This is a genomic window from Kitasatospora sp. NPDC059408 (assembly GCF_042751525.1).
Classification (GTDB): Bacteria; Actinomycetota; Actinomycetes; order Streptomycetales; family Streptomycetaceae; genus Kitasatospora.
Genome location: NZ_JBHYWI010000116.1, coordinates 1 through 24,183 on the forward strand (window position 1 = coordinate 1; position 24,183 = coordinate 24,183).

The following is a 24,183-nucleotide window of genomic DNA, read 5'->3' on the forward strand; positions in this document are numbered from 1 at the left end:
GCCTAGGGACTCAACGCCGAAGGGCGCCCCCCGCGTTGTAGGTGGGGGCCCGCGGGGGTCCGGCGCCGAACAAACCCCCCCCCGTGGGCACCGCCCCGGGGGGGGTAGCCCCCCCCGCCGCGGGGGGGGGCCCCGGGAAACGGCTGCGGCCCCGCTCCCGGGGCGGGGAGCGGGGCCGGCCGGCGGCGCGTCAGTGGAAGCTGTGCTCGGCCGCGGGGAAGGTGCCGGCGCGGACGTCCTCGGCGTACGCGCGGGCGGCGTCGCCGAGGACGGCCCGCAGGTTGGCGTACTGCTTGACGAACTTGGGCACCCGGCCGGCGGTCATGCCGGCCATGTCGGTCCAGACCAGGACCTGGGCGTCGGTGTCGGGCCCGCCGCCGATGCCGACGGTCGGGATCGCGAGCTGCTCGGTGACCTGCTTGGCCAGTTCGGCGGGCACCGCCTCCAGCACGACCGAGAAGGCGCCGGCCTGCTGGACGGCCTTCGCGTCGCGCAGCAGTTGGTGCGCCGCCTCGTCGCCGCGGCCCTGGACCGGGTAGCCGCCGAGGGCGTGCACGGACTGCGGGGTGAGGCCGATGTGCGCCATCACCGGGACGCCGGCCTCGGTCAGGAGCTCGATCGAACGGGCGCTGCGCTCGCCGCCCTCCAGCTTGACCGCGCCGACGCCGGCCTCCTTCATCAGGCGGGCGGCGTTGTGCATGGCCTGGGCGGGGGACTCCTGGTAGGAGCCGAACGGCAGGTCGGCGACGACCATCGCGCGCTTGGTGCCGCGGACGACGGCGGCGGAGAGCATCACCATCTGATCCATGGTCACCGGCACGGTGGTCTCGTAGCCGAGGTGGCAGTTGCCGGCCGAGTCGCCGACCAGGAGGACGGGGATGCCGGCCTCGTCGAACACGCCCGCGGTGAGGGCGTCGTAGGCGGTGAGCATGGACCACTTCTCGCCGCGCTGCTTGGCGGCGGCGAGGTCGCGGACGGTGACGCGTCGGTTGGTGACCCCGCCGTAGAGGGTGGCGGGCGACGCCTGGTTCTGGGCAGGCGAAGGCGAAGAAGCGTTCATCGAACAGGCTCCTGAAGGGTTGTCGTCTCGTGGCGCCGTACGGCGTCCCCGGATCCCCTCCATGCTTGCACGCCCGGACGGCTGCGCAAAGACGGGTGCACGGGGCCCGGTGCGATCTGCGGCACACCCGGGGTCTTTGCCGCCATTTTGCGATACGGCGTCGTCTCGTATCGAAAATGCGGTTACGCTGTTCGGGGGGTTACGAGACGTCCGCGGCTCGGAATTGCCCGCCAGTGCCACACCATCACGGACGGGAAGACCAATGACCACCGCAGCCGCGCCGCCCCGCGTGCCGGAAGCCATCCACCGCCGTCGCTGGGCGATCCTGAGCACCCTGGTGCTCGCCCTGCTCGTCGTCGTGCTCGACAACTCGATCCTCAACGTCGCGATGAAGACCATCGCGACCCCGGCGCCGGTCGGACTCGGCGCCACCCAGAGCGACCTGGAATGGTCGATCAACTCCTACACGCTGGTGTTCGCCGGGCTGCTCTTCACCTCGGGCCTGCTCGGCGACCGCTTCGGCCGCAAGCGCGCGCTGCTCGCCGGCATGGTCGTCTTCGGGATCGCCTCGCTGCTCTCCGCGATGGCCGGCACGCCCGGCCAACTCGTCGGCTTCCGCGCCCTGATGGGCGTCGGCGCCGCGCTCGCGATGCCCGCCACGCTGGCCATCATCATGAACGTCTTCGAGCGCTCCGAGCAGCCCAAGGCGATCGGCGTCTGGGCCGGCGCGGTCGGTCTCGCCATCGCCATCGGCCCGATCACCGGCGGCGTCCTGATCGAGCACTTCTGGTGGGGCTCGGTCTTCCTGATCAACGTGCCGATCGTCATCGTCGCGGTGATCGCGATGGTGATCCTGGTGCCGGAGTCCAAGGACCCGAACCCGGGCCGGCTCGACCCGGTCGGCGTACTGCTGTCGATCATCGGCCTGGTCGCGCTGATCTTCGGCATCATCAAGGGCGGCGAGCTCGCCGACTTCACCGACGTGCAGGCCTGGGGGCCGGTGCTGATCGGCCTGGTGGCCCTGGCCGCGTTCGTCTGGTTCGAGCGCCGCACCGCACACCCCGCGCTGGACGTCACGTGGTTCCGCAACAAGGTGTTCAGCGCCTCCGTGGTCGTGGTCGGCGTCGTGTTCTTCGCGCTGATGGGCGTCTCGTTCTTCGGCGTCTTCTACATCCAGAGCGTGCGCGGCTACAGCGCGCTGCAGGCCGGTCTGCTGATGCTCCCGCTGGCCGCCGCCCAGCTGGTGTTCGCGCCCCGGGCCCGGCTCGTGGTCGACCGCTTCGGCGTCGCCGCCACCGCCGCCGTCGGCATGCTGCTGATCGCGGCCGGCTTCGTCGGCTACGCCGTGCTGACCGCCACCACGCCGATCTGGGTGCTGATCGTGCTCGGCCTGCTCATGGGCGCCGGCATGGCCCACGTCATGCCGCCGGTCACCGTCGCGATCATGGGCTCGCTGCCCCGCGAGAAGGCGGGCGCGGGATCGGCCGTCAACAACACCTTCCGCCAGGTCGGCGGCTCGCTCGGCGTCGCCGTCCTCGGCGCGGTGCTCTCCACCGTCTACCGCGACCACATGAGCGACACCCTCGCCGGGTTCCCGGCGGAGCTGCGCGACAAGGCGGGCGAGTCCCTGGAGGCCACCCTGGCCATCGCCGGCCGGATGGGCCCCAAGGGCGCGGCGCTGCTCGGTCCCGCCGACGACGCGTTCATCAGCGCCATGCACGTGGTCGCCTCGCTCTCCGCGGGCATCACCGTGGCCGGCGCGCTGATCGCCTGGTTCCTGCTCCCGCGCAAGGCCGCCGGTCCCACCGGCGGGCCCGGTGCCGCGGCGCCCGAGGTCGCCGACCGCCGCGAGAGCGCGGTGGCCGACGCCTGACCGGCGGCCGGCCTGAGCGACAATGAGTCCGAAGACGGGCCCCGAGCCCTGCCGCCCCGGGGGCACCCGGCGCGGCAGGGCCGCGGTCCGCCACCACGGACCACCATCGGAGACAACGGAACGGCGCCCCCGCGCCCGCGCACATCCAGGGAGACCAGCGGGATGAAGACGGACACCCCGACCGCCGAGGCCGCGCCGACCTGCGCGGCCGTCCGCCGCGGCCGTCCGCGCAGCGAGGCCGCCGAGCTGGCCATCTTCACCGCGATCGAGGACCTGATGGCGGGCGGTGCGAACCTGTCCGAGCTGACCATCGAGGGCATCGCCACCGCCGCCGGCGTCGGCAAGGCCACCATCTACCGGCGCTGGCCCAACAAGGAGGCCCTGCTGGTCGACGTGGTCAGCCGGCTGGAGATCGCGATGCCGGAGCCGACCGGCGTCAGCGCCCGGGACGACCTGGTCGCGATGATCGACTACATGCGGCGGCGCGGCCTCGCCAAGCGCAGCCGCTGGATCCTCAAGGCCGCCTTCGGCCAGATGCACAGCCTGCCTGAGCTGCACAAGGCCTACCACGAGCGGGTGGTGCGGCCCCGGCGCGAGGCCGCGCTCGCGCTCGTGCGCCGGGCCGTCGACGAGGGCGTGCTCCGCGCCGACCTCGACATCGAGCTGCTCGGCGACCTCCTGATGGGCCCGATCCTCTACCGCAGCATCCTGTGGGACGACTCCGACCTGGAGGACCCGGAGCTGGCCGGCAAGATGATCGACGCCCTGCTCGACGGCCTCGCGCCCGGCGTCTGAACGCCGGTTCGTCCCCGTCCGTTCCCGTCCGCCCCCGGCGTGGCCTCGCTCACCAAAGCGGGCCACGCCGGAACCCGCTCCGGCGGCCCCGCGTCTGTCCCGGCATAGGCTGAGCCGGGATCCGATCAAACCGGCACCAGTCCGGCATGCCGCCCGTACCCCCACGGGCCGGGCGGCGGACGGGCGAGGGCACGAGCGAACGGGAGCCACGGATGACGCAGGCGGACAGGACCGACCGGGTGAGGGGCGAGGAGAATGCCCCGGCCCCCGCGGGTGCCGCGCGCGTCCGGGGGGACCTGGGCGGACGCTTCCTGGGCCTGCGGCACTGGGGCCGGGACGGCCGCGGTGCCACCGCGTGGCGGCGCGGTCTCGTCGTCGCCGCGCTGGCCCTGGTCACCGGCCTCCTGCTGGGCTTCCACGCCGACGTGCCGAACAGTCCCGGCAACCTCGGCAGCCTCCTGGAGACGTTCCTGCCCTGGCTCGGCCTGGCCGTGCCGGTGCTGCTCGTACCCGCGCTGCTGCGGCGCTCGGCCACCGCGCTGATCGCCCTGCTGGTGCCCGCGGTGCTGTGGGTCAACCTGTTCGGCGGCCTGGTCACCGACAAGAGCGGCGGCCAGGGCGACTGGACGGTGGTCACCCACAACGTGGCGGCCGGCAACACCGACGTGCCGGGCACCGTCCGCAACCTGGTGGACTCGGGCGCGCAGATCGTCGCCCTCCAGGAGCTGGCCGGCAAGGCGCTGCGCGGCTACGAGACCGGCCTCGCGCCGGCGTACCCGTACCACGCGGTCGAGGGCACCGTCGGCCTGTGGTCGAAGTACCCGATCGCCGACGTCCAGCCGGTGGACCTCAGGATGGGCTGGACCCGGGCCTTCCGGGCCGAGGTCACCACCCCGCAGGGCCCGGTCGCGGTGTACGTCGCGCACCTGCCGTCCGTCCGCCTGAAGGCCGAGGGCGGCTTCACCGTCGCCCAGCGGGACGTCAGCGCGCAGGCCCTCGGGGACGCGATCCAGGCCGAGCGGCTCAAGAAGGTGCTGCTGCTCGGCGACCTCAACGGCACGATGAACGACCGCAGCCTGGCGCCCGTCACCTCGCAGATGCGCTCGGCCCAGGGCGCGGCGGGGGACGGCTTCGGCTTCAGCTGGCCGTCGTCCTTCCCGATGGCGCGGATCGACCAGATCATGAGCAAGGGCGGCCTGCGCCCGGTCGAGTCCCGCACCCTGCCCCGGGACGGCAGCGACCACCTCGCGGTGGCCGCCGCCTACCGGTTCCAGTGATCCCTAGCCGCGCCGCCAGCGGTTGGTGATCGGCAGGCGGCGGTCCCGGCCGAAGTTCTTGACCGAGATCTTCGGGCCCGGCGGGTACTGGCGCCGCTTGTACTCGGCGGTGTCCACCAGCCGCACCACCCGGTCCACGACCGCCGGGTCGAAGCCGGCCGCGACGATCGCGTCCCGGCCCTCGTCGCCCTCGATGTAGCGGGCCAGCACGCTGTCCAGGAGGTCGTAGTCGGGCAGCGAGTCGCTGTCCACCTGGTCCGGGCGCAGCTCGGCGGACGGCGGCTTGGTGATCGTGTTCTCCGGGATCGGCGGCGCCTCGCCGCGCCGCTCGGCCTCCTCGTTGCGCCAGCGGGCGAGGCGGAAGATCAGCGACTTGTAGACGTCCTTGATCGGGCCGAACGCGCCCACCGAGTCGCCGTACAGGGTCGAGTAGCCGACCGCCAGCTCGCTCTTGTTGCCGGGCGCGAGCACGATGTGCCCCTCCTGGTTGGAGATCGCCATCAGCAGGGTGCCGCGCAGGCGGGACTGCAGGTTCTCCTCGGCCAGACCGGTCAGTTCGGTGGCCGCCAGGTAGGCGTCGAACATCGGGGCGATGGAGACCGTGCGGAAGTGCAGTCCGGTGCGGCGGGCCAGGTCGGCCGCGTCGTCCTTGGAGTGCTCGGAGGAGTAGCGGCTCGGCATCGAGACGCAGTACACGTTCTCGGCGCCGATCGCGTCGACCGCGATCGAGGCGACGAGCGCGGAGTCGATGCCGCCGGAGAGGCCGATCAGTACGGACGTGAAGCCGTTCTTGGTGGCGTACGCCCGGGTGCCGGAGACCAGCGCGGCCCAGATCTCGGCCTCGTCGGAGATCCGCGGCGCCACCTCGGCGGCCAGCTTCTCCGCGGGGGCGGGCCGCGGCTCGCCGCTCAGTTCGGTGCGCACCAGGTGCAGGCCGTCGGTCAGCAGCAGGCCGTCGGTGTGGTCGCTGCTCGCGGCCGGCAGGTCGAGGTCCAGCACCATCAGGTGCTCCTCGAACTGCGGGGAGCGGCCCAGTACTTCGCCGTCCGCGCCGACGACGATCGAGTCGCCGTCGAAGACCAGCTCGTCCTGGCCGCCGACCATGTTGACGTAGGCCAGGGTGCAGCCGGCCTCGGCGGCGCGGCGGCGCACCAGGTCGAGCCGCTGGTCGTCCTTGTTCCGCTCGTACGGCGAGCCGTTGATCACCAGCAGCAGGCCGGCCCCGGCCTCGCGGGCGGCGGTGACCCGGCCGCCGTCCTGCCAGATGTCCTCGCAGATCGCCAGGGCGACGTCCACGCCGTCCACCCGCAGCACCGGCAGCTGGTCGCCCGGGACGAACCAGCGGAACTCGTCGAACACGCCGTAGTTGGGCAGGTGGTGCTTGGCGAAGCGGGTCACCACCTCGCCCCCGTGCAGCACGGCCGCGCAGTTCTGCGGTGAGCCGGCCGGGCGGCCGAGGCGCGGGGAGGCGTGCTCGGAGCGCCCGAGGTAGCCGACCACGACCGGCACCTCGCCCAGCCCTTCGGCGGCCAGCCGCCCGGCCAGCTCCACCAGTGCGGCCCGGGACGCCTCGACGAAGGAACGGCGCAGCGCGAGGTCCTCGACCGGGTAGCCGGTCAGGACCATCTCGGGGAACGCGACCAGCTGGGCGCCGGCCTCCACGGCCTGCTTGGTCCAGCGCACCACCTCATCGCTGTTGCGGGCGAGGTCACCGACCCAGGGGTCGATCTGGCTCAGGGCGAGACGGAGATTGGGCATGGTCCGCAGTGTAATCGTCGAACTGACGCAATGTCCTGGCAGGGGGGTCGGCACTGCCCTCGCGGCCGATGATCGGCCATGATGGGAGCAGTCGCTTCCCCTGGGTCCCTCGGGGGTCTTCCGCGCGTAACACGAGCGTAAAGAGCAGAGGTGAGACTGTCCCCATGGGCAAGCAGCAGCAGTTCGTGCTTCGGACGCTCGAAGAGCGTGACATCCGGTTCGTCCGGCTGTGGTTCACCGACGTGCTCGGGTTCCTGAAGTCGGTCGCGGTGGCGCCGGCCGAGCTGGAACAGGCCTTCGAGGAAGGCATCGGCTTCGACGGGTCGGCGATCGAGGGCTTCGCCCGGGTGTACGAGTCCGACATGATCGCCAAGCCGGACCCGACCACCTTCCAGATCCTCCCGTGGCGCTCGGAGACGCCGGGCACCGCGCGGATGTTCTGCGACATCCTGATGCCGGACGGCTCGCCCTCCTTCGCCGACCCGCGCTTCGTGCTCAAGCGCACCCTGGAGAAGGCCTCCGAGCAGGGCTTCACGTTCTACACGCACCCGGAGATCGAGTTCTTCCTGCTGAAGAACCTGCCCGGCGACGGCACCCCGCCGATCCCCGCCGACCAGTCCGGGTACTTCGACCACACGCCGCGCGGCGTCGGCCACGACTTCCGCCGCCAGGCGATCACGATGCTGGAGTCGATGGGCATTTCGGTGGAGTTCTCCCACCACGAGGGCGCGCCCGGCCAGCAGGAGATCGACCTGCGCTACGCCGACGCGCTGTCGACGGCCGACAACATCATGACCTTCCGGCTGGTCATGAAGGAGGTCGCGCTGGAGCAGGGCGTGCACGCGAGCTTCATGCCGAAGCCGTTCTCGGACCACCCCGGTTCGGGCATGCACACCCACCTCTCGCTGTTCGAGGGCGACCGCAACGCGTTCCACGAGACCGGCGCCGAGTACCAGCTCTCCAAGGTCGGCCGCTCCTTCATCGCGGGACTGCTGAAGCACGCCGCCGAGACCGCCGCCGTCACCAACCAGTGGGTGAACTCCTACAAGCGCATCTGGGGCGGCTCCCAGCGCACCGCCGGCGCCGGCGGCGAGGCCCCGTCGTACATCTGCTGGGGCCACAACAACCGCTCGGCGCTGATCCGGGTGCCGATGTACAAGCCCGGCAAGCAGGGCTCGACCCGGGTCGAGGTCCGCTCGCTGGACACCGGCTGCAACCCGTACCTCGCCTACGCGGTGACGCTCGCGGCCGGCCTCAAGGGCATCGAGGAGGGCTACGAGCTCCCGCCCGGTGCCGACGACGACGTGTGGGCGCTCACCGACTCCGAGCGCCGCGCCCTGGGCATCCAGCCGATGCCGCAGAACCTCGGCGAGGCGATCGACCTGATGCAGCGCAGCGAGCTGGTCGCCGAGACGCTCGGCGAGCACGTCTTCGACTTCTTCCTCAGGAACAAGCGCCAGGAGTGGGAGGAGTACCGCTCCGAGGTGACCCCGTTCGAGCTGCGCAAGAACCTCCAGGTGCTCTGAACCGGCCCCCAGGCCCGCCCGGCGACCCACTGCCGGGCGGGCCTTCGCATGTTCCGGCGCGGCGGGTTACTGCATCCGGGGTGGTCCCGCCGCGCGGGCGTGTGTCGGCTTGCGGTGGCCGGGCGGGGCCGCTGGAGTGACGGCGATGGTCGGGCCGACGGCGTGAAGGAGGGCCGGGGTGGCGGAGCGGCGGAACGTCGGTGCGGTGGTACGGGCGGGGGTGCGAGGGCTGGGCGACCTGCTGCTGACCCTGGGCGTGGTGGTGGTGCTGTTCGCGGCCTACTCGGTCTGGTGGACCGACCTGGTGGCGAACCGGGAGGCGGACGGGGCCGCGGCCCGGCTGCGCGGCGACTGGGCGGTCGCCGCGGCCCCGCCCGCCACGCCGGCGCCCGGGTCCGAGCCGGCGCCGGACCACGGCGATCTCGGGTTCCTGCACGTGCCGGCCCTCGGCCGGGACTACCAGGTGCTGATCAGGCTCGGCACGGACGACGAGATCCTGGCGGAGGGCGTGGCCGGCGCGTACACCGTGCCGCACCGTTCGGTACCGCCGTGGGAGGGCGAGGGGAACTTCGCCCTGGCGGCGCACCGGGACGGCCACGGGGCCAAGTTCCACGACCTGGACCGGGTGGGTCCGGGCGACGCCGTGGTCGTCGAGACCAGGACCCGCTGGTACGTCTACCGGGTCGACGGCGTCCTGCCGGAGACCTCCCCGGACGACGTGGGCGTGATCGCGCCGGTGCCCGTCGGCTCGCCCTACACCTCGCCGGGGCGCTACATCACGCTGACGACGTGCACGCCGGCCTACACCTCGCTCTACCGTCTGGTGGTCTGGGGGAGCCTGGTCCGGGAGGAGGCGATGACACCCGGGCGGGTGCTGCCGGCGGAGCTGCGCTGAGCGGCCCCCCGCCCGGACCACCCGGTCAGCGTCCCTTCCGGGGACGGTCGACCTTCATCAGGTCGGTCTCCATGGTGACCGGGTCGGTGCGGGACGGCGGGGCGTGGAAGGTCCCGTCGCCGATCGAGAGGTTGAGGATCAGGTAGGCGGCGAAGTCCGGTCCGACGCCCGTCCCGTCGGACCAGACCGCGGTGAGCCGGTCCTGGGAGGGCCCGACGTACCAGGTGTCGGTGTCGGCGCCGAGCCTGACCGCCACGTACACCCAGCGTTCGGGGCCGATGTCCGGGCCGGAGTAGACGGTGCTGCTGGGGCGCAGGTGGTTGACGAACTCGATCCGGTCCGGGTGGTCGGCGTACCACTCGAACAGGTCGAGCTCGTGGCCGCCGTCCTGCCAGGTCCACAGGCAGGGCCAGGCACCGGTGTCCGCGGCGGGCAGCCGGACGTGGACCGTCACGAGGTCGCCGGTGCGGAGCCGGAACCCGCTGCCGCCGGAGTCGCAGGAGTCGCCGGTGGTCAGCAGGCCGGTGTTCCAGGAGCCCTCCTCCGGGTGGGTGGCGGTGATGGTCAGGTGCCCGGAGGCGGTGCTCAGCGCGTCGGTGGTCAGCCGATCCTGTTTCCAACTGTTCGGATTGTCGGTGCAGTTGGCATACGCGGCGGTCTTCCAGCCCCAGGGCCGACCCGGTCCGACGTCGAGGGTGTCGAACCGTTCCAGCAGCACCGTGGTGTCCCGTACCGGCCGGGAGAGGGGGGCGGCCGACGACGGGGTGGCCGTGCATGTCGCGACGACCGTCACCGCCATCGCCATCAGTATTCGAAGATCCATGGCGTCAGGATCGCCGTCGGACGATCGGCCCGCGCAGTGGGTGGAGCCGTCCGGATGAATTCCTCGTTCCCGCCCCGGTTCGCCCGTCGCGGATTGGTGTGTTAATGCTGTGGACCGGCCCGGGCCGTGGTAGAAATCATGCGGGTTTTATGACGGTGGCCCAATGCTCGTTAATTCCCTCTGAATTCGCGAGTGAATTCACCGCAAGGGTTCGGACCAGCAGTGAGGAATATCTATGTACGGACTCGCTCATACCGGTGTCGCCTCGCTGGCGTTGCTGGCGACCGGCGGTGCCGCCGCCGCGATCGGTGCGGCCGTGAAGTGGTTCGCCCGGCGGTGACCGAGTCGCTGACCGTGCTGATCCCGGCACACAACGAGGCGGACTTCATCGCTGACGCGGTGAAGTCCGCCTTCGCCCAGACGGTGGCGCCGCGCACCGTGCTGGTCATCGCGGACGCCTGCACCGACGACACGGCGGCGATCGCCGGGCGGTGCGGTGCCGAGGTGCTGGAGGTCGACCGGGGGAGCAAGCCGGAGGCGCTCAACCTCGCGCTCGCGCAGGTGACCACCGAGTTCGTGGCCCTGCTCGACGGGGACGGCTACTTCGCCTCCGACCGGGCGCTGGAGACGTGCCTGGAGCGGATGAACGCCAAGGACTACGGCGGCGTCTGCATGTCCGTCACGCCGCACAGCGTGAAGGGCGTGTTCCAGCGCTCCCGCATGATCGAGTGGGCGGCGGCGCACCGGATGTCCCGGACGGTGGAGTCCTGGCACGGCTGGGTCGCCGTGCTGTCCGGCTGTGCGGGCGTGTACCGCACGGAGGCGGTCCGGGCCGTCGGCGGCTGGTCCACCGACAGCCTCTGCGAGGACGTCGAACTCGCGCTCAAGATGAACCGGGCGGGGCGCAAGGCGGGCTTCGTTGCGGGCGCCTACGTGTGCGTGCGCGACCCGGGCAGCTGGTCCGTCTACTGGGCGCAGAGCCACCGCTGGGCGGCCGGCTGGGCGCAGGCGCTGTACAAGCACCGCGGGCTTTTCCTCCGCAGCTGGGGATTCGCTCGGGTATTCGGTGCCATGCTCGTGGACAGTGCCCTGATGGCCATTGGATACCTTTCGCTGCTCTACCAGCTGGCCACCAGGTTCACCCATTTCGACGCTTTCCGCTGGATGGGCGTCTGGTTCCTGATGATGGTCGCATTGACCTTCGGGACGGCCGCCCTGCAGATCGGCGTCCGGCGGACGCTCACCTGCTATCCCGCATATCTCGTGGTGGGCACCATGGGAACCGTCGTTTCCCTTTGGGTGATGTTCCGGGAATGGGTGCTGGGCCGGCACCTGACCTCCTGGACCGGTCGCCAGGGGCGGCGGGTCGTCATCACCCGGATGTCGGAGCGCAGACGGCTCGGCCTCACCCTCGTGGGTGTCGGCGCGGGCCTTCTCGGCACGGCTTCCGGCACCCTGCTGAACCGCGACTCCCTGGTCCTGACCGGCACGGCCGCGAGCGGTTCGGTCCTGCTGGCGGCCGTGCTCTGGTACCTGGTGAACCGGACGCAGGAGCAAGCCTGACACCCTGACCCCACCCGCGCCACGGCCCCCGTGGCGCGGGTGGTCCGGCTCCTGGGAAGGTAGGTTCAGGGACCGCGCACCCGCGCGGGCGACCGGGCGGGCCGGGAGGGCATGGCGATGGCGATGGCGGAGGAGGGACAGCGAGCCGGGAGCCGGGTCAGCCGGCCGGAGATCCGGCTGGTGCGGCGCGGATTCACCGATCCCGCGCGGGCGGTCCGGCTGCTGGCGGGGCCGGGCCTGGAGGGCCTGGCCGACGACCCCGTCCTGCTGGACGCGCTCGGGACCACCGCCGACCCCGACCTCGCCCTGCTGGGCCTCGCCCGGCTGCTGGAGGCCGCCGACGAGGCCGACCGGCACACCCTGCGCGACACCCTCACCACCTCCAAGCCGCTGCGCGACCGCCTGCTCGGCGTCCTCGGCGCCTCCACCGCGCTCGGCGACCACCTCGCCCGGCACCCGCACGACTGGCACGCCCTGGTCACCTTCGAGCTGCGGGACATGCACCCCGGCCCGGAGGACTTCCGGCGGGCCCTCGCCGAGGGCGTCCGGACGGGCGCGGCCCGCAGCCCGGCCGACGCGCTGCGCGTCGCCTACCGCCGCTGCCTGCTCGCGATCGCCGCCCGCGACCTCTCCGGCACCACCGACCTCGCGCAGACCGCCGCCGAACTCGCCGACCTCGCCGGCGCCACCCTGCAGACCGCCCTCGACCTCGCCGTCGAGCAGGACCCGCAGGCCGCCGCGGCCTGCCGGCTCGCCGTCATCGGCATGGGCAAGTGCGGCGGGCGCGAGCTCAACTACGTCTCCGACGTGGACGTCATCTTCGTGGCCGAACCGCCCGACCGCGTCGACGGGCAAGGGGCCGTCGACGAGCACGAGGCCGTCAAGGCCGCCACCCGGCTGGCCGCCGCGCTCACCCGGCTCTGCTCGGACACCACGGGCGAGGGCACCATCTGGCCGGTGGACGCCAACCTCCGCCCCGAGGGCCGCAACGGCCCGCTGGTGCGCACCCTGGCCAGCCACGTCGCGTACTACCAGCGCTGGGCCAAGACCTGGGAGTTCCAGGCGCTGCTCAAGGCCCGCCCGGTGGCCGGCGACACCGAGCTCGGCGCCGCGTACGTGGACGCGCTGGCCCCGATGGTGTGGCAGGCCGCCACCCGGGAGAACTTCGTCGCCGACGTGCAGCAGATGCGCCGCCGGGTGATCGACTCCATCCCCGCGACCGAGGTCGACCGCCAGCTCAAGCTCGGCCCCGGCGGGCTGCGCGACATCGAGTTCTCCGTCCAGCTGCTCCAGCTCGTGCACGGCCGCACCGACCCGGCGCTGCGCAGCGGCAACACCCTGGAGGCGCTGGCCGCGCTCTCCCGCGGCGGGTACGTCGGCCGGGCCGACGCCGCCTCGCTGGACACCGCCTACCGCTTCCTGCGCTCTCTGGAGCACCGCATCCAGCTGCACCGGCTGCGCCGCACCCACCTCATGCCGACCGGCGAGGAGGACCTGCGCCGGCTGGCCCGCTCGCTCGCCGGGCTGATCAACGGCGACACCCGCACCGACCCGGTCGCCGCGCTGCAGCGCGAGTGGAAGCGGCACGCCGTCGAGGTCCGGCGGCTGCACGAGAAGCTGTTCTACCGCCCGCTGCTCGACGCCGTCGCCGAACTGCCGCCCGGCGCGGCCGGGTTGACCCCGGACGCGGCCCGGGCCCGGCTGGAGGCGCTCGGCTACGCCGACCCGGCCGCCGCGCTGCGCCACCTCGCCGCACTCGCCTCCGGGGTCAGCCGCAAGGCGGCGATCCAGCGCACGCTGCTGCCGGTGATGCTCGGCTGGTTCGCCGACTCGGCCGACCCGGACGCCGGACTGCTCAACTTCCGCCAGGTCTCCGACGCGCTCGGGCGCACCCCCTGGTACCTGCGACTGCTGCGCGACGAGAGCGCCGCCGCCGAGCACCTGGCCCGGGTGCTGTCGGCCGGGCGGCTCGCCCCCGACCTGCTGCTGCGCGCACCCGAGGCGGTGGCCATGCTGGGCGACCCGCAGGGCCTGGAACCGCGCCGCCGGGCCGCCCTGGAGCAGGAGATACTGGCCGCCGTCGGCCGCGCCGGGAGCACCGCCGCGGCCGTCGCCGCCGCCCGTTCGGTGCGCCGCCGCGAGCTGTTCCGCACGGCCGCCGCGGACGTCCTCGGCCGCCTCGGCGACGACCCCGCCGAGGCCCTGGACACTGCGGGCGAGGCGCTCACCGCCCTCAACGCCGCCACCCTGCAGGGCGCGCTGCGGGCCTGCGTCGCCGGCTGGGAGGCCGAGCACGGGGACCTGCCCACCCGGATCGCCGTCATCGCGATGGGCCGGTTCGGCGGCCACGAACTGGGCTACGGCTCGGACGCGGACGTGCTCTTCGTCCACGAGCCCCTGCTCGGCTCGCTGGACCAGGACGCCGCCAAGGCCGCCCAGGCGGTCTGCAACGAGCTGCGCACGCTGCTCGCGGCGCCGTCCACCGAGCCCCCGCTGCTGGTCGACGCCGACCTGCGGCCCGAGGGGCGCAGTGGCCCGTTGGTGCGCACCCTCGCCTCGTACGCGGCGTACTACCGCCGGTGGTCGCACGCGTGGGAGAGCCAGGCGCTGCTGCGCGCCGAGCCGGTGGCCGGGGACGAGGAGCTCGGCGCGAGGTTCCGCCGGCTGATCGACCCGCTGCGCTACCCCGGCGACGGGGTGCCGGAGCGTGACCTCCTGGAGATCCGCCGGATCAAGGCCCGGATCGAGGCCGAGCGGCTGCCGCGCGGCGCCGACCCGACCACGCACACCAAGATCGGCCGCGGCGGGCTGGCGGACGTCGAGTGGACCGTCCAGCTGTTCCAGCTCCAGCACGGGCACGAGCTGCCGGGGCTGCGCACCACCCGGACCCGTGCGGCGCTGGCCGCCGCGGCCGGGGCCGGGCTGATCGGCGAGGAGGACGCGGCCGTGCTGGACGCGGCCTGGGTGCTGGCCTCCCGGGTGCGCGCGGCGGTGATGCTGGTGCGCGGCCGGCCGGGGGACAGCTTCCCCGGGGAGGCCAGGGAGCTGTCCGGGGTGGCGCGCTACCTCGGGTACGGCGCCGGGCACAGCGGGGAGCTGGTGGACGACTACCGGCGGACGACCCGGCGGGCCCGGGCGGTCGTGGAGCGGCTGTTCTACGGCTGAGCCGGGTGGGCCGGGGTGGGCCGGAAACGCGGGAGGGGCCCCTCACGGGGCCCCTCCGTACGTCTCTTCGCGGTCTAGCGGCGGCCGCTGCCGACGGCCGGCTCGCTCCACTGCTCGGGGACGGTGATCGGCTCCTCGGCCGTCTCCCGGGCGGGCACCCGCGGCAGCTTGTAGACCCACTCCTGGTAGATCCAGCGGGCGGCGAGGAAGCCCACCGTCAGGCAGATCTCGCCGCCGACGGCGTCCATCCAGAAGTGGTTGGCGGTCGAGATGATGACCACCAGCGTGGCCAGCGGGTACATCAGGCCGAGCACCCGGACCCACGTCCGGCGGGCCAGGAAGAAGATCGCCAGACCGCACCACATCGACCAGCCGATGTGCATCGAGGGCATGGCCGCGTACTGGTTGGAGACGTGCGCGGCGGGTCCGGAGGCCATCGAGCCCCAGGTGCCGTGGGCCTTCACGGTGTCGATGAAGCCGCCGTCGGTCATCAGCCGCGGCGGGGCCAGCGGGAAGAAGTAGAAGCCGACGAGGGCGATCCCGGTGGTGACGAACAGCACCGTGCGGGCGGCGACGTAGCGGCCGGGGTGGCTGCGGTAGAGCCAGACCAGCACGCCGATCGTGATGACGAAGTGCAGCGTCGCGTAGTAGTAGTTCATGCCCGTGATGAGCCAGCCGACGCCGTCCACGGCGTGGTTGACCGAGCGCTCGACCGCGACGCCGAGGTTCTGCTCCAGGTCCCAGATCCAGCGGGCGTGCTTCTGGGCTATCGCCGCCTGCTCCGGAACGGCGTTCCGGACGATCGAGTACAGCCAGTAGCTGATGCCGATCAGGGCGAGCTCGAACCAGATCCGCGGCCGGGCCGGCGAGCGGCGCTGGTCGCGGACGCGGTCGCGCAGGGCGGCGGTGCGCGAGCGGACGGCCCGGGTGGCTCCGTCGGGGCCGCCGGACGGGGCCTGGCGTGCTCCGGAACCACCACCGTGCGCCTGGTCGGCGCGCCGCGCGCCGGCTTGCTGGATCTCGGTCGGTTCCCCCATGGACGAGAAGTCTGCCAGACGTCCCGTAGCCGTCCGCTCATCCTCTGGAAGTGGATTCTTCACCGGCTGTCCCCCTTGAGGGTTAGGGGGCGACTCCCACCGGGGTAGGGGGTGAGGTCGGGTCTGGTGCTTACCGGTGGGACTGGCATACGTCCCATTGTCACGCCGACCGGTGCGGGGCGCGCAATCGGGGTGCCCGAGGCGTGCGCGGATCGGTCGTGCGCTGCACTTTCCCGGCACGAAACCGTTTCTGCATCTTGCTGAAACATATTGCAGGCCGCTAGCTTCCAGGGAACTCGACCGCCCCTTCCCCTAAGGGAGCCCTCAGTGGCCGATACGCCGCTCAGCCCCCGGCGGAGCACCCCACGACGCAGACCCGGCCGCACGGCCGTCCTGCTCGCCGCCGCACTGACCGCCGCCACCCTCGGCGGCGCCCCCGCGGCCCTCGCCGCCGCCCCGCCCGCCCCGCCGTCGGACGCCGCACTGGCGGCCACCGCCGGGCGGCACGACCTCACCCGCGAGCAGTACTACTTCGTCCTGCCCGACCGCTTCGCCAACGGCGACCAGGCCAACGACACCGGCGGCATCACGGGCGGTCGGCTGGACAACGGCTTCGACCCCGCCGACAAGGGCTTCTACCACGGCGGCGACCTGGCCGGCCTGATCCAGAAGCTCGACTACATCCAGAACCTCGGCACCACCGCGATCTGGATGGCGCCGATCTTCAAGAACAAGCCCGTGCAGGGCACGGGGGACCAGGCGTCCGCCGGCTACCACGGCTACTGGATCACCGACTTCACCCAGGTCGACCCGCACTTCGGTACCAACGACCAGCTGAAGGAGCTGATAGCCAAGGCGCACGCTCGCGGCATCAAGGTCTTCTTCGACGTCATCACCAACCACACCGCCGACGTCATCGACGACGCCGAGCAGCAGCACGCCTACCGCTCGACCGGCGCCTACCCGACGCTCGACGCCGACGGCAACCCGGTCGACGAGACGGCCGTGGCCGACAGCGGAGCCCCCTGGCCGAAGATCACCAAGGACTCCTTCCCCTACACCCCGGTCTTCCGCACCCCCGCCGACGCGACCGCCAAGAGCCCGTCCTGGCTCAACGACCCGTCGCTCTACCACAACCGCGGCGACTCGACCTTCGTCGGCGAGTCCGCGACCGAGGGCGACTTCAGCGGGCTCGACGACCTCGACACCCAGAACCCCCGCGTGGTGAAGGGCTTCGAGAAGGTCTACGAGCAGTGGGTGAAGGACGCCGGCGTGGACGGCTTCCGGATCGACACCGTCAAGCACGTCAACATGGCCTTCTGGCAGCAGTGGGCGCCGGCGCTCAAGGACTTCGCCGCCAAGCAGGGCAACAAGAAGTTCTTCATGTTCGGCGAGGTCTACTCCGGCGACCCGGCGGTCACCTCGCCGTACGTCACCAAGGGCCGGCTCCAGGCCACGCTCGACTTCCCGTTCCAGGGCGCCGCGCGCTCGTACGTCTCGCAGGGCGGCTCGGCGAAGAGCCTCGCCGACGTCTACGGCCAGGACTACCGCTACACCAGCGCCGACACCGACGCGTACGAGCTGCCGACCTTCCTCGGCAACCACGACATGGGCCGCTTCGGCTCCTTCCTCCTCGCCGACAACCCGGGCGCCGACGACGCCACCCTGCTGAAGAAGGACCGGCTCGGCAACGAGCTGCAGTTCCTCACCCGCGGGCAGCCCGTCGTCTACTACGGCGACGAGCAGGGCTTCACCGGCGCGGGCGGCGACAAGGACGCCCGGCAGGACATGTTCGCCTCGCGGACGGCGTCCTACAACGCCGACCGCGTGCTCGGCGGCGCCCCTGGACCGGCCGACCGGTACGGGCAGGGCGGCGAGCTCTACCAGGGCATCGCCGGCCTCGCCAAGCTGCGCCGCGACAACCCGGCGCTCGCCGACGGCGCCCAGATCGAGCGGTACGCCGCCGACGGCGCGGGCGTGTACGCGTTCTCCCGGATCGACGCCGGGCAGCAGGTCGAGTACCTGGTGGCGGTCAACAACGCCACCGAGGCGAAGACGGTCACCCTGGACACGTTCTCCGCCGGGATGGGCTTCGACCGCATCTACCCGTCGGCGGGGGAGCACCTGGCCAGCGGCGCCGACCGCAAGGTGACCGTCACCGTGCCGGCGCTGTCGTCCGTCGTCTACAAGGCGGGCGCCAGGCCGGCGCCGGTCGCCGCCGCGCCGCAGCTCTCGGTGCAGCCTCCTGCGGACGGTTCCACCGGGCTCGTGACGATCGGGGCGAAGACGGACGGTGGCTTCAACCGCGTCACGTTCGCCGGGCAGATCGGCGACGGGCCCTGGCAGACGCTCGGCACCGCCGACACCGGGAAGTACGCCGTCACCCAGGACCTGAGCGCCGCCGCCCCCGGCACGGTCGTCCGCTACAAGGCCGTCGTGCAGGACTCCAGTGGGCACCTGCGCTCCGCCACCGCGAGCTTCACCACCGGCACCCCGGCGCCCAAGCCCGTACCCACGGCCACCGCGCGCCCGTACGCCGTCGTGCACTACAACCGGCCGGACGGGAACTACGACGGCTGGAACCTCTACGCCTGGGGGGACCTCGCGGACGGCGAGTCGACCCAGTGGCCGGCCGGGCACGGCTTCACCGGCCGGGACGCGTACGGCGCCTTCGCGTACGTGCGGCTCAAGCCGGGTGCCTCGGACGTCGGGTTCATCGTCGAGAAGGACGGCGTCAAGGACGTCGACGCCGACCGGCACATCGACGTGGGCAGCACCGGCGAGGTCTGGGTCAAGCAGGGCGACCCGGCCGTGCGGACCACCGACCCCGGCCCGACGAGCACACCGCCGGCCGGCACCGCCGTCATCCACTACAACCAGGCCGACGGCGCCTACGACGGCTGGGGCCTGCACGACTGGACCGGCGCCGCGAACCCCACCGACTGGGGCAAGCCGCTGATGCCGGCCCGCCGCGACGCCTTCGGCGACGTCTTCGAGGTGCCCCTCGCCCCCGGGGCGACCAGCCTCAGCTACATCCTCCACAACGGCAACGACAAGGACCTCCCGGGCGACCAGTCGCTGGACTTCGCGCTCAACGGCCGGGAAGTGTGGATCCTCGGCGGCCGCGAGGGCTACCTCCTGCCCCAGAACGCCGCCGCCTCCTCGCAGTTGGACCCCAGCACGGCCAAGGCGCAGTGGATCGACGCGAAGACCGTCGTCGTCCCCGCGAACTACGGCGCCGCCGACGCGGCGCTCGCCGGCGGCACCAGCGCCCAGCTCGTCTACGACCCCGCGGGCGGCATCCGCGCCGACAAGGGCGTGCTGACCAAGCCGGGCAAGTGGATCCGGCTCACCCCCGCCCAGGGCGGGCTGACCGACGTGCAGAAGGCCGAGTTCCCGCACCTGGCGGGCTACCGGGCCTTCACCGTGGACGCCCGGGACGCCGCGCGCGTGCCCGCCGCGCTGCGCGGCCAACTGCTGTTCACCGAACACCTGCCGAGCGGGGCCGCGTCGGCCGCGACCGGCGTGCAGATCCCGGGCGTGCTGGACGACTTGTACGCGGGGAAGGCCGGCCGGGTGGACTTCGGCCCGGCCTACTACGACGGCAAGGTCGCGCTGTCCGTGTGGGCGCCGACCGCGCAGGACGTGTCCGTCCAGGTCTTCGACAGCGCCACCGGGGGCACTCCCAGGACGCTGCCGCTGAAGCCGGACGGCGAGACCGGCGTGTGGGAAGTCGTCCGCGACAAGGCCGAGTTGGACGGCAAGTACTACCTGTACCAGGTGAAGGTCTGGGCGCCCTCGGTGCAGCAGACCGTCGTCAACACCGTCACCGACCCGTACTCGGTCGCGCTGTCCGCCGACTCCAGGCGCAGCCTGGTGGCGAACCTCGACGCCAAGGAGCTCAAGCCCGAGGGCTGGGAGGACCAGAACGTCCCGGCGGCCGTCCCGCCGGCGAAGCAGCGGATCCAGGAGCTGCACGTCCGCGACTTCTCGGTCGAGGACGCCACCGTCCCCGCCGCCGAGCGCGGCACCTACCTGGCGTTCACCGAGTCGAACTCGGCCGGGATGCAGCACCTGCGGGACCTCGCCAAGGCCGGTGTGACCACGGTCCACCTGCTGCCGACCTTCGACATCGCGTCCATCCCGAAGGACAAGGCCGGGCAGAAGCTGCCGCCCTGCGACCTCAAGTCCCTTCCGCCGGACGGCCCGAAGCAGCAGGAGTGCGTGGCCGCCGTCGCCGCGGACGACGCGTACAACTGGGGGTACGACCCGCTGCACTACAACGTGCCGGAGGGCACGTACGCCACGGACCCGACCGGGACCGCCCGCACGGTGCAGTTCCGGCGGATGGTGCAGGCCATGCACGAGGCCGGGCTGCGCGTCGTGCTGGACGTCGTCTTCAACCACACCGCCGCCGGCGGCCAGGACGGGAACTCGGTGCTGGACCGGGTGGTGCCCGGCTACTACCAGCGGCTGGACGCCAACGGCAAGGTGACGACGGACAGTTGCTGCTCCGACACCGCGCCCGAGCACGCGATGATGAACCGGCTCGTCGTCGACTCGGTCACGCTGTGGGCGCGCGAGTACCGCGTCGACGGCTTCCGCTTCGACCTGATGGGCCTCGACCCGAAGTCGACCATGCTCGACGTGCAGGCCGCGCTGCGGAAGATGACGCCGGACTCGGACGGCGTCGACGGGAAGAACGTCTTCCTGTACGGCGAGGGCTGGAACTTCGGCACGGTGGCCAACGACGCCCGGTTCGTCCAGGCCACCCAGGCCAACATGGCCGGCACCGGCATCGCGACCTTCGACGACCGGATGCGCGACGCCGCCCGCGGCGGCAACTTCATGCTCGGCTCCGCGCCGCAGCAGGGCTTCGCCTCGGGCCTGTACACCGACCCGAACGGCTCGCCCGCCAACGGCACCCCCGACCAGCAGAAGGCCCGGCTCCTGCACGAGATGGACCAGCTGAAGGTCGGGCTGACCGGCAACCTGGCCGGCTACGCGTTCACCGACAGCTCCGGCAAGCCCGTCACCGGCGCCCAGGTCGACTACAACGGCGCCCCGACCGGGTACGCGAGCATGCCGGGCGAGGCGGTGGAGTACGTGGACGCCCACGACAACACCGACCTGTTCGACGCCCTCGCCTACAAGCTGCCCACCGGCACCGCCCCCGCCGACCGGGCCCGGATGCAGGCGCTCGGGCTCTCGCTCACCGCGCTCACCCAGGGCGCCGGCTTCGCCCAGGCGGGCAGCGACCTGCTGCGCTCGAAGTCGCTCGACTCGAACTCCTACAACTCGGGCGACTGGTTCAACGCGATCCACTGGAGTGCCGCGGACGGCAACGGCTGGGGCCGCGGCCTGCCGATGGCGGCGGACAACAAGGAGCTCTGGCCGACGGCCCAATCGCTCCTGGCCAACCCGAAGCTGACCGTCGGCGCGGACGACATCCGGGCGACCACGGCGCAGTTCCAGGATTTCCTGCGGATCAAGCGGTCCTCGCCGCTGTTCTCCCTGCCGACCCTCGCCGACGTCCAGCAGCGGCTGTCCTACCCGCTCTCCGGCACCGCCGCCGAGACGCCCGGGGTGATCACCCTGCACCTGGACGGCACCGGTCTGGCCGGCGCCGAGAAGGGTGTCACCGTGGTCTTCAACGCCACGCCCACGGCGCAGAGCCAGACGGTGTCCGCCCTGACGGGGACGGCCCAGGCGCTGCACCCCGTCCAGGCGGGCGGCGCGGACCCGGTGGTCAAGCAGTCCGGCTTCGACGCCGCGACCGGCACGTTCACCGTGCCCGGCCGCACCGTGGCGGTGTTCGTCCAGGGCTGACGACCTCCGACTCCCGGGCCCGGTACCGCCGTTGTGGCGGTGCCGGGCCCGGGTCCGTTCGGGGTCCGTTCCGGGCTCGTGCCGGGTTCGTTCCCGGGGCCGCTCGAAATGGCCGGAACCGCGCGGTGGCACGGCCGGAATGGTGACGTGTCGGGCCCCGCGGACGCTGCGCCCCGGCCGGGCGGTCCGACGTCGGCCTGAGCGCTGGTCAGTGCCGGTGCGGGGGGCCCGAACAATTTGGCGCTCATGAAAACCGTTGTTGTAAGTGCCTTTACCTGTAACGCGGTTGAAGCACTTGGCGATTGCCCGGTGCGGACTCGAATCGGCCAAACCATGGCATGCATCTGTCATTAACGGCTCATTTGCTGCCACGATTCCCCCTGCTGCGGACGAGGGACCCCCCCAACTCTCCCTCCCCGCGGCGGCTTTCCCCGTGCGCACCTCTGCACGCACCGCACACCTGCACTCCTCTGCACCTGACTCTGTGAGCACCGCTGCACCCCTGGCGCACACCGCCGCCGGGGGCCCCCACTGCGCCGCAACCCCGCGGCCCAGGTCGCCCTCCACCGTGCGCACACCCGCGCCGGTCGGTTAAGGAGTCCGCATGTCCCGCTACGCCCACGCCCGGAAGGCGGCGGTCGTCATGGCCGCCACCACCGCGCTGCTGGTGACCGGCATCCCGGTCATCGCCCAGGCGGCCGCCCCCGACGCGCCGACGGTCGTCGCCCAGCAGCTCTCCGCCCGTGCGGAGCTCCTCTCGTCGGCGAACCAGCAGGCCGCGAGCCTCGCCCAGAGCATCGGGCTGAGCGGCCAGGAGAAGCTCGTCGCCAAGGACGCCGTCCAGGACACCAACGGCGACCGCCACCTGCGGTACGAGCGCACCTACGCCGGACTCCCGGTCCTCGGCGGCGACCTGGTCGTCCACCAGACCGCGGCCGGCGCCACGAAGGGCGTGACCAAGGCCAGCGACGCCGTCCTGGCGGGCCTGGACACCACCCCCGCGCTCGCCGCGCCGAAGGCCCAGGAGAGCGCGCTGGCCGCCGAGTCGGGCGCCGCGCTGGAGGCCGCACCGCGCCTGGTGGTCTTCGCCGCCAAGGGCACCCCGCGGCTCGCGTACGAGACCGTCGTCACCGGCAAGGGCGACGACGGCACGCCGAGCCGCCTGCACGTCGTCACCGACGCGGCGACCGGCGAGGTGCTCGGCAAGAACGAGACCATCGAGACCGGCACCGGCACCGGCGTGTACGTCGGCAACGTGCCGCTCACCACCACCCAGAGCGGCGGGCAGTACCAGCTCAAGGACGGCACCCGCGGCGGCCAGTACACGACCAACATGAGCAACGGCACGTCCGGCAACGGCACGCTGTACGCCAAGTCCACCGACACGTGGGGCAACGGCCAGGCCAGCAACGGCGAGTCCGCGGCCGTGGACGCCCAGTACGGCGTCGCCGCGACCTGGGACTTCTACAAGAGCGCCTTCAACCGCAACGGCATCCGCAACGACGGTGTCGGCGCGTACAGCCGCGTCCACTACGACAACAACTACGTGAACGCGTTCTGGGACGACTCCTGCTTCTGCATGACCTACGGGGACGGCTCCGGCAACACCCACCCGCTCACCGCGCTCGACGTGGCCGGCCACGAGATGACGCACGGCGTCACCGCCGCGACCGCCGCGCTCAACTACTCCGGTGAGTCCGGCGGCCTCAACGAGGCCACCTCCGACATCATGGGCAAGATGGTCGAGTGGAACGCCAACCTGGCCTCCACCCCGCCGAACTACTTCATCGGCATCCAGCTCAACATCAACGGCAACGGCACCCCGCTGCGCTACATGGACCAGCCCTCCAAGGACGGCTCCTCGGCGGACTCGTGGTACTCGGGCGTCGGCAACCTGGACGTCCACTACTCGTCCGGCGTCGCGAACCACTTCTTCTACCTGCTGTCGGAGGGCAGCGGCGCGAAGAGCATCAACGGGTTCAACTACAACAGCCCGACGGCCAACAACGTCACGGTCGCGGGCATCGGCCGGGACAAGGCCAAGCAGATCTGGTACAAGGCGCTCACCGCCTACATGACCTCGACCACCGACTACGCCGCCGCGCGCACGGCGACGGTCAGCGCGGCCACCGACCTCTACGGCGCGAACAGCAACGAGGTCTACCAGGTGGGCCTCGCGTGGGCGGGCGTCAACGTCGGCCAGGCGCCGCCGAACCCGGGCGGCGTCAGCGTCACCAACCCGGGCAGCCAGTCCACCGCGCTGAACGGCTCGGTGAACCTGCAGATCCAGGCCTCGGGCGGCACCGCGCCGCTGTCGTACTCCGCCACCGGCCTGCCCACCGGCCTGTCGATCGACTCCTCGACCGGTGTGATCTCCGGCACGGCCTCCACCGCGGGCAACTTCAACACGACCGTCACGGTCACCGACGCGGGCGGCAAGACCGCGACGACCAGCTTCTCCTGGGCCGTCTCCGGCGGTGGCGGCGGCTGCACGCCGGCGCAGTTGCTGGGCAACGCGGGCTTCGAGACGGGTTCGGCGGCGCCGTGGACGGCGTCGAGCGGTGTGATCGACAACAGCGCGT

At 72.3% G+C, this 24,183-nt stretch carries 13 protein-coding genes; 9 read left to right on the forward strand and 4 right to left on the reverse strand.

Annotation, left to right across the window (positions count from 1 at the left end; all coding sequences use genetic code 11):
- Positions 1–190: 190 nt before the first annotated feature.
- Positions 191–1,060, reverse strand: a complete 870-nt coding sequence (gene panB / locus ACFXDE_RS40440; protein ID WP_380499252.1) for a 3-methyl-2-oxobutanoate hydroxymethyltransferase — start codon at positions 1,058–1,060, stop codon at positions 191–193.
- A gap of 262 nt (positions 1,061–1,322) precedes the next feature.
- On the opposite strand from panB, the gene ACFXDE_RS40445 reads away from it, so the two are divergent.
- The 3 genes from ACFXDE_RS40445 to ACFXDE_RS40455 all read left to right on the forward strand — a co-directional run bounded on the left by ACFXDE_RS40445 (position 1,323) and on the right by ACFXDE_RS40455 (position 5,005).
- Entirely contained in the window at positions 1,323–2,933 is a 1,611-nt protein-coding gene (locus ACFXDE_RS40445; RefSeq protein ID WP_380443443.1) for an MFS transporter, read from the forward strand.
- 162 nt (positions 2,934–3,095) lie between these two features.
- Complete coding sequence (locus ACFXDE_RS40450; protein ID WP_380499254.1) at positions 3,096–3,728, forward strand: TetR/AcrR family transcriptional regulator; 633 nt, start codon at positions 3,096–3,098, stop codon at positions 3,726–3,728.
- A 212-nt stretch (positions 3,729–3,940) separates the two neighbouring features.
- A complete protein-coding gene (locus ACFXDE_RS40455) occupies positions 3,941–5,005 on the forward strand; it encodes an endonuclease/exonuclease/phosphatase family protein (RefSeq protein WP_380499255.1) in 1,065 nt (354 codons plus the stop codon).
- A 3-nt stretch (positions 5,006–5,008) separates the two neighbouring features.
- Here the strand turns inward: ACFXDE_RS40455 and ACFXDE_RS40460 are convergent, their stop codons facing one another.
- Positions 5,009–6,763, reverse strand: a complete 1,755-nt coding sequence (locus tag ACFXDE_RS40460) for an NAD+ synthase (protein ID WP_380499257.1) — start codon at positions 6,761–6,763, stop codon at positions 5,009–5,011.
- A 164-nt stretch (positions 6,764–6,927) separates the two neighbouring features.
- Between ACFXDE_RS40460 and ACFXDE_RS40465 the strand changes: the two genes are divergently transcribed.
- Together ACFXDE_RS40465 and ACFXDE_RS40470 are read left to right on the forward strand one after the other, a co-directional pair.
- Positions 6,928–8,289 (forward strand): glutamine synthetase family protein, encoded by a 1,362-nt coding sequence (locus tag ACFXDE_RS40465; RefSeq protein ID WP_380443451.1) that lies wholly within the window; start codon positions 6,928–6,930, stop codon positions 8,287–8,289.
- A 178-nt stretch (positions 8,290–8,467) separates the two neighbouring features.
- Positions 8,468–9,184 (forward strand): class E sortase, encoded by a 717-nt coding sequence (locus ACFXDE_RS40470; RefSeq protein ID WP_380499258.1) that lies wholly within the window; start codon positions 8,468–8,470, stop codon positions 9,182–9,184.
- A gap of 25 nt (positions 9,185–9,209) precedes the next feature.
- Here the strand turns inward: ACFXDE_RS40470 and ACFXDE_RS40475 are convergent, their stop codons facing one another.
- Positions 9,210–10,007, reverse strand: coding sequence for a beta-glucanase (locus ACFXDE_RS40475; RefSeq protein WP_380499259.1), 798 nt, complete (start codon positions 10,005–10,007; stop codon positions 9,210–9,212).
- Positions 10,008–10,343: 336 nt separating this feature from the next.
- On the opposite strand from ACFXDE_RS40475, the gene ACFXDE_RS40480 reads away from it, so the two are divergent.
- Positions 10,344–11,570 carry a glycosyltransferase gene (locus tag ACFXDE_RS40480; RefSeq protein ID WP_380499260.1) on the forward strand — a complete coding sequence of 409 codons (1,227 nt, stop codon included), beginning with the start codon at positions 10,344–10,346 and terminating at the stop codon, positions 11,568–11,570.
- 117 nt (positions 11,571–11,687) lie between these two features.
- Complete coding sequence (locus ACFXDE_RS40485; RefSeq protein WP_380499263.1) at positions 11,688–14,735, forward strand: bifunctional [glutamine synthetase] adenylyltransferase/[glutamine synthetase]-adenylyl-L-tyrosine phosphorylase; 3,048 nt, start codon at positions 11,688–11,690, stop codon at positions 14,733–14,735.
- A gap of 74 nt (positions 14,736–14,809) precedes the next feature.
- Here the strand turns inward: ACFXDE_RS40485 and ACFXDE_RS40490 are convergent, their stop codons facing one another.
- Positions 14,810–15,772: a phosphatase PAP2 family protein gene (locus ACFXDE_RS40490; protein ID WP_380443459.1), complete on the reverse strand. Its 963-nt coding sequence runs from the start codon at positions 15,770–15,772 to the stop codon at positions 14,810–14,812.
- A 327-nt stretch (positions 15,773–16,099) separates the two neighbouring features.
- On the opposite strand from ACFXDE_RS40490, the gene pulA reads away from it, so the two are divergent.
- Both pulA and ACFXDE_RS40500 read left to right on the forward strand, forming a co-directional pair.
- The gene (gene pulA / locus ACFXDE_RS40495) at positions 16,100–21,601 is read left to right on the forward strand and encodes a pullulanase-type alpha-1,6-glucosidase (RefSeq protein ID WP_380499261.1); all 5,502 of its coding nucleotides are present in this window, start codon (positions 16,100–16,102) and stop codon (positions 21,599–21,601) included.
- Between the two features lie 604 nt (positions 21,602–22,205).
- Positions 22,206–24,183, forward strand: a 1,978-nt coding sequence (locus ACFXDE_RS40500; protein WP_380499262.1) for a M4 family metallopeptidase, incomplete at its 3' end; no start/stop codon positions are given.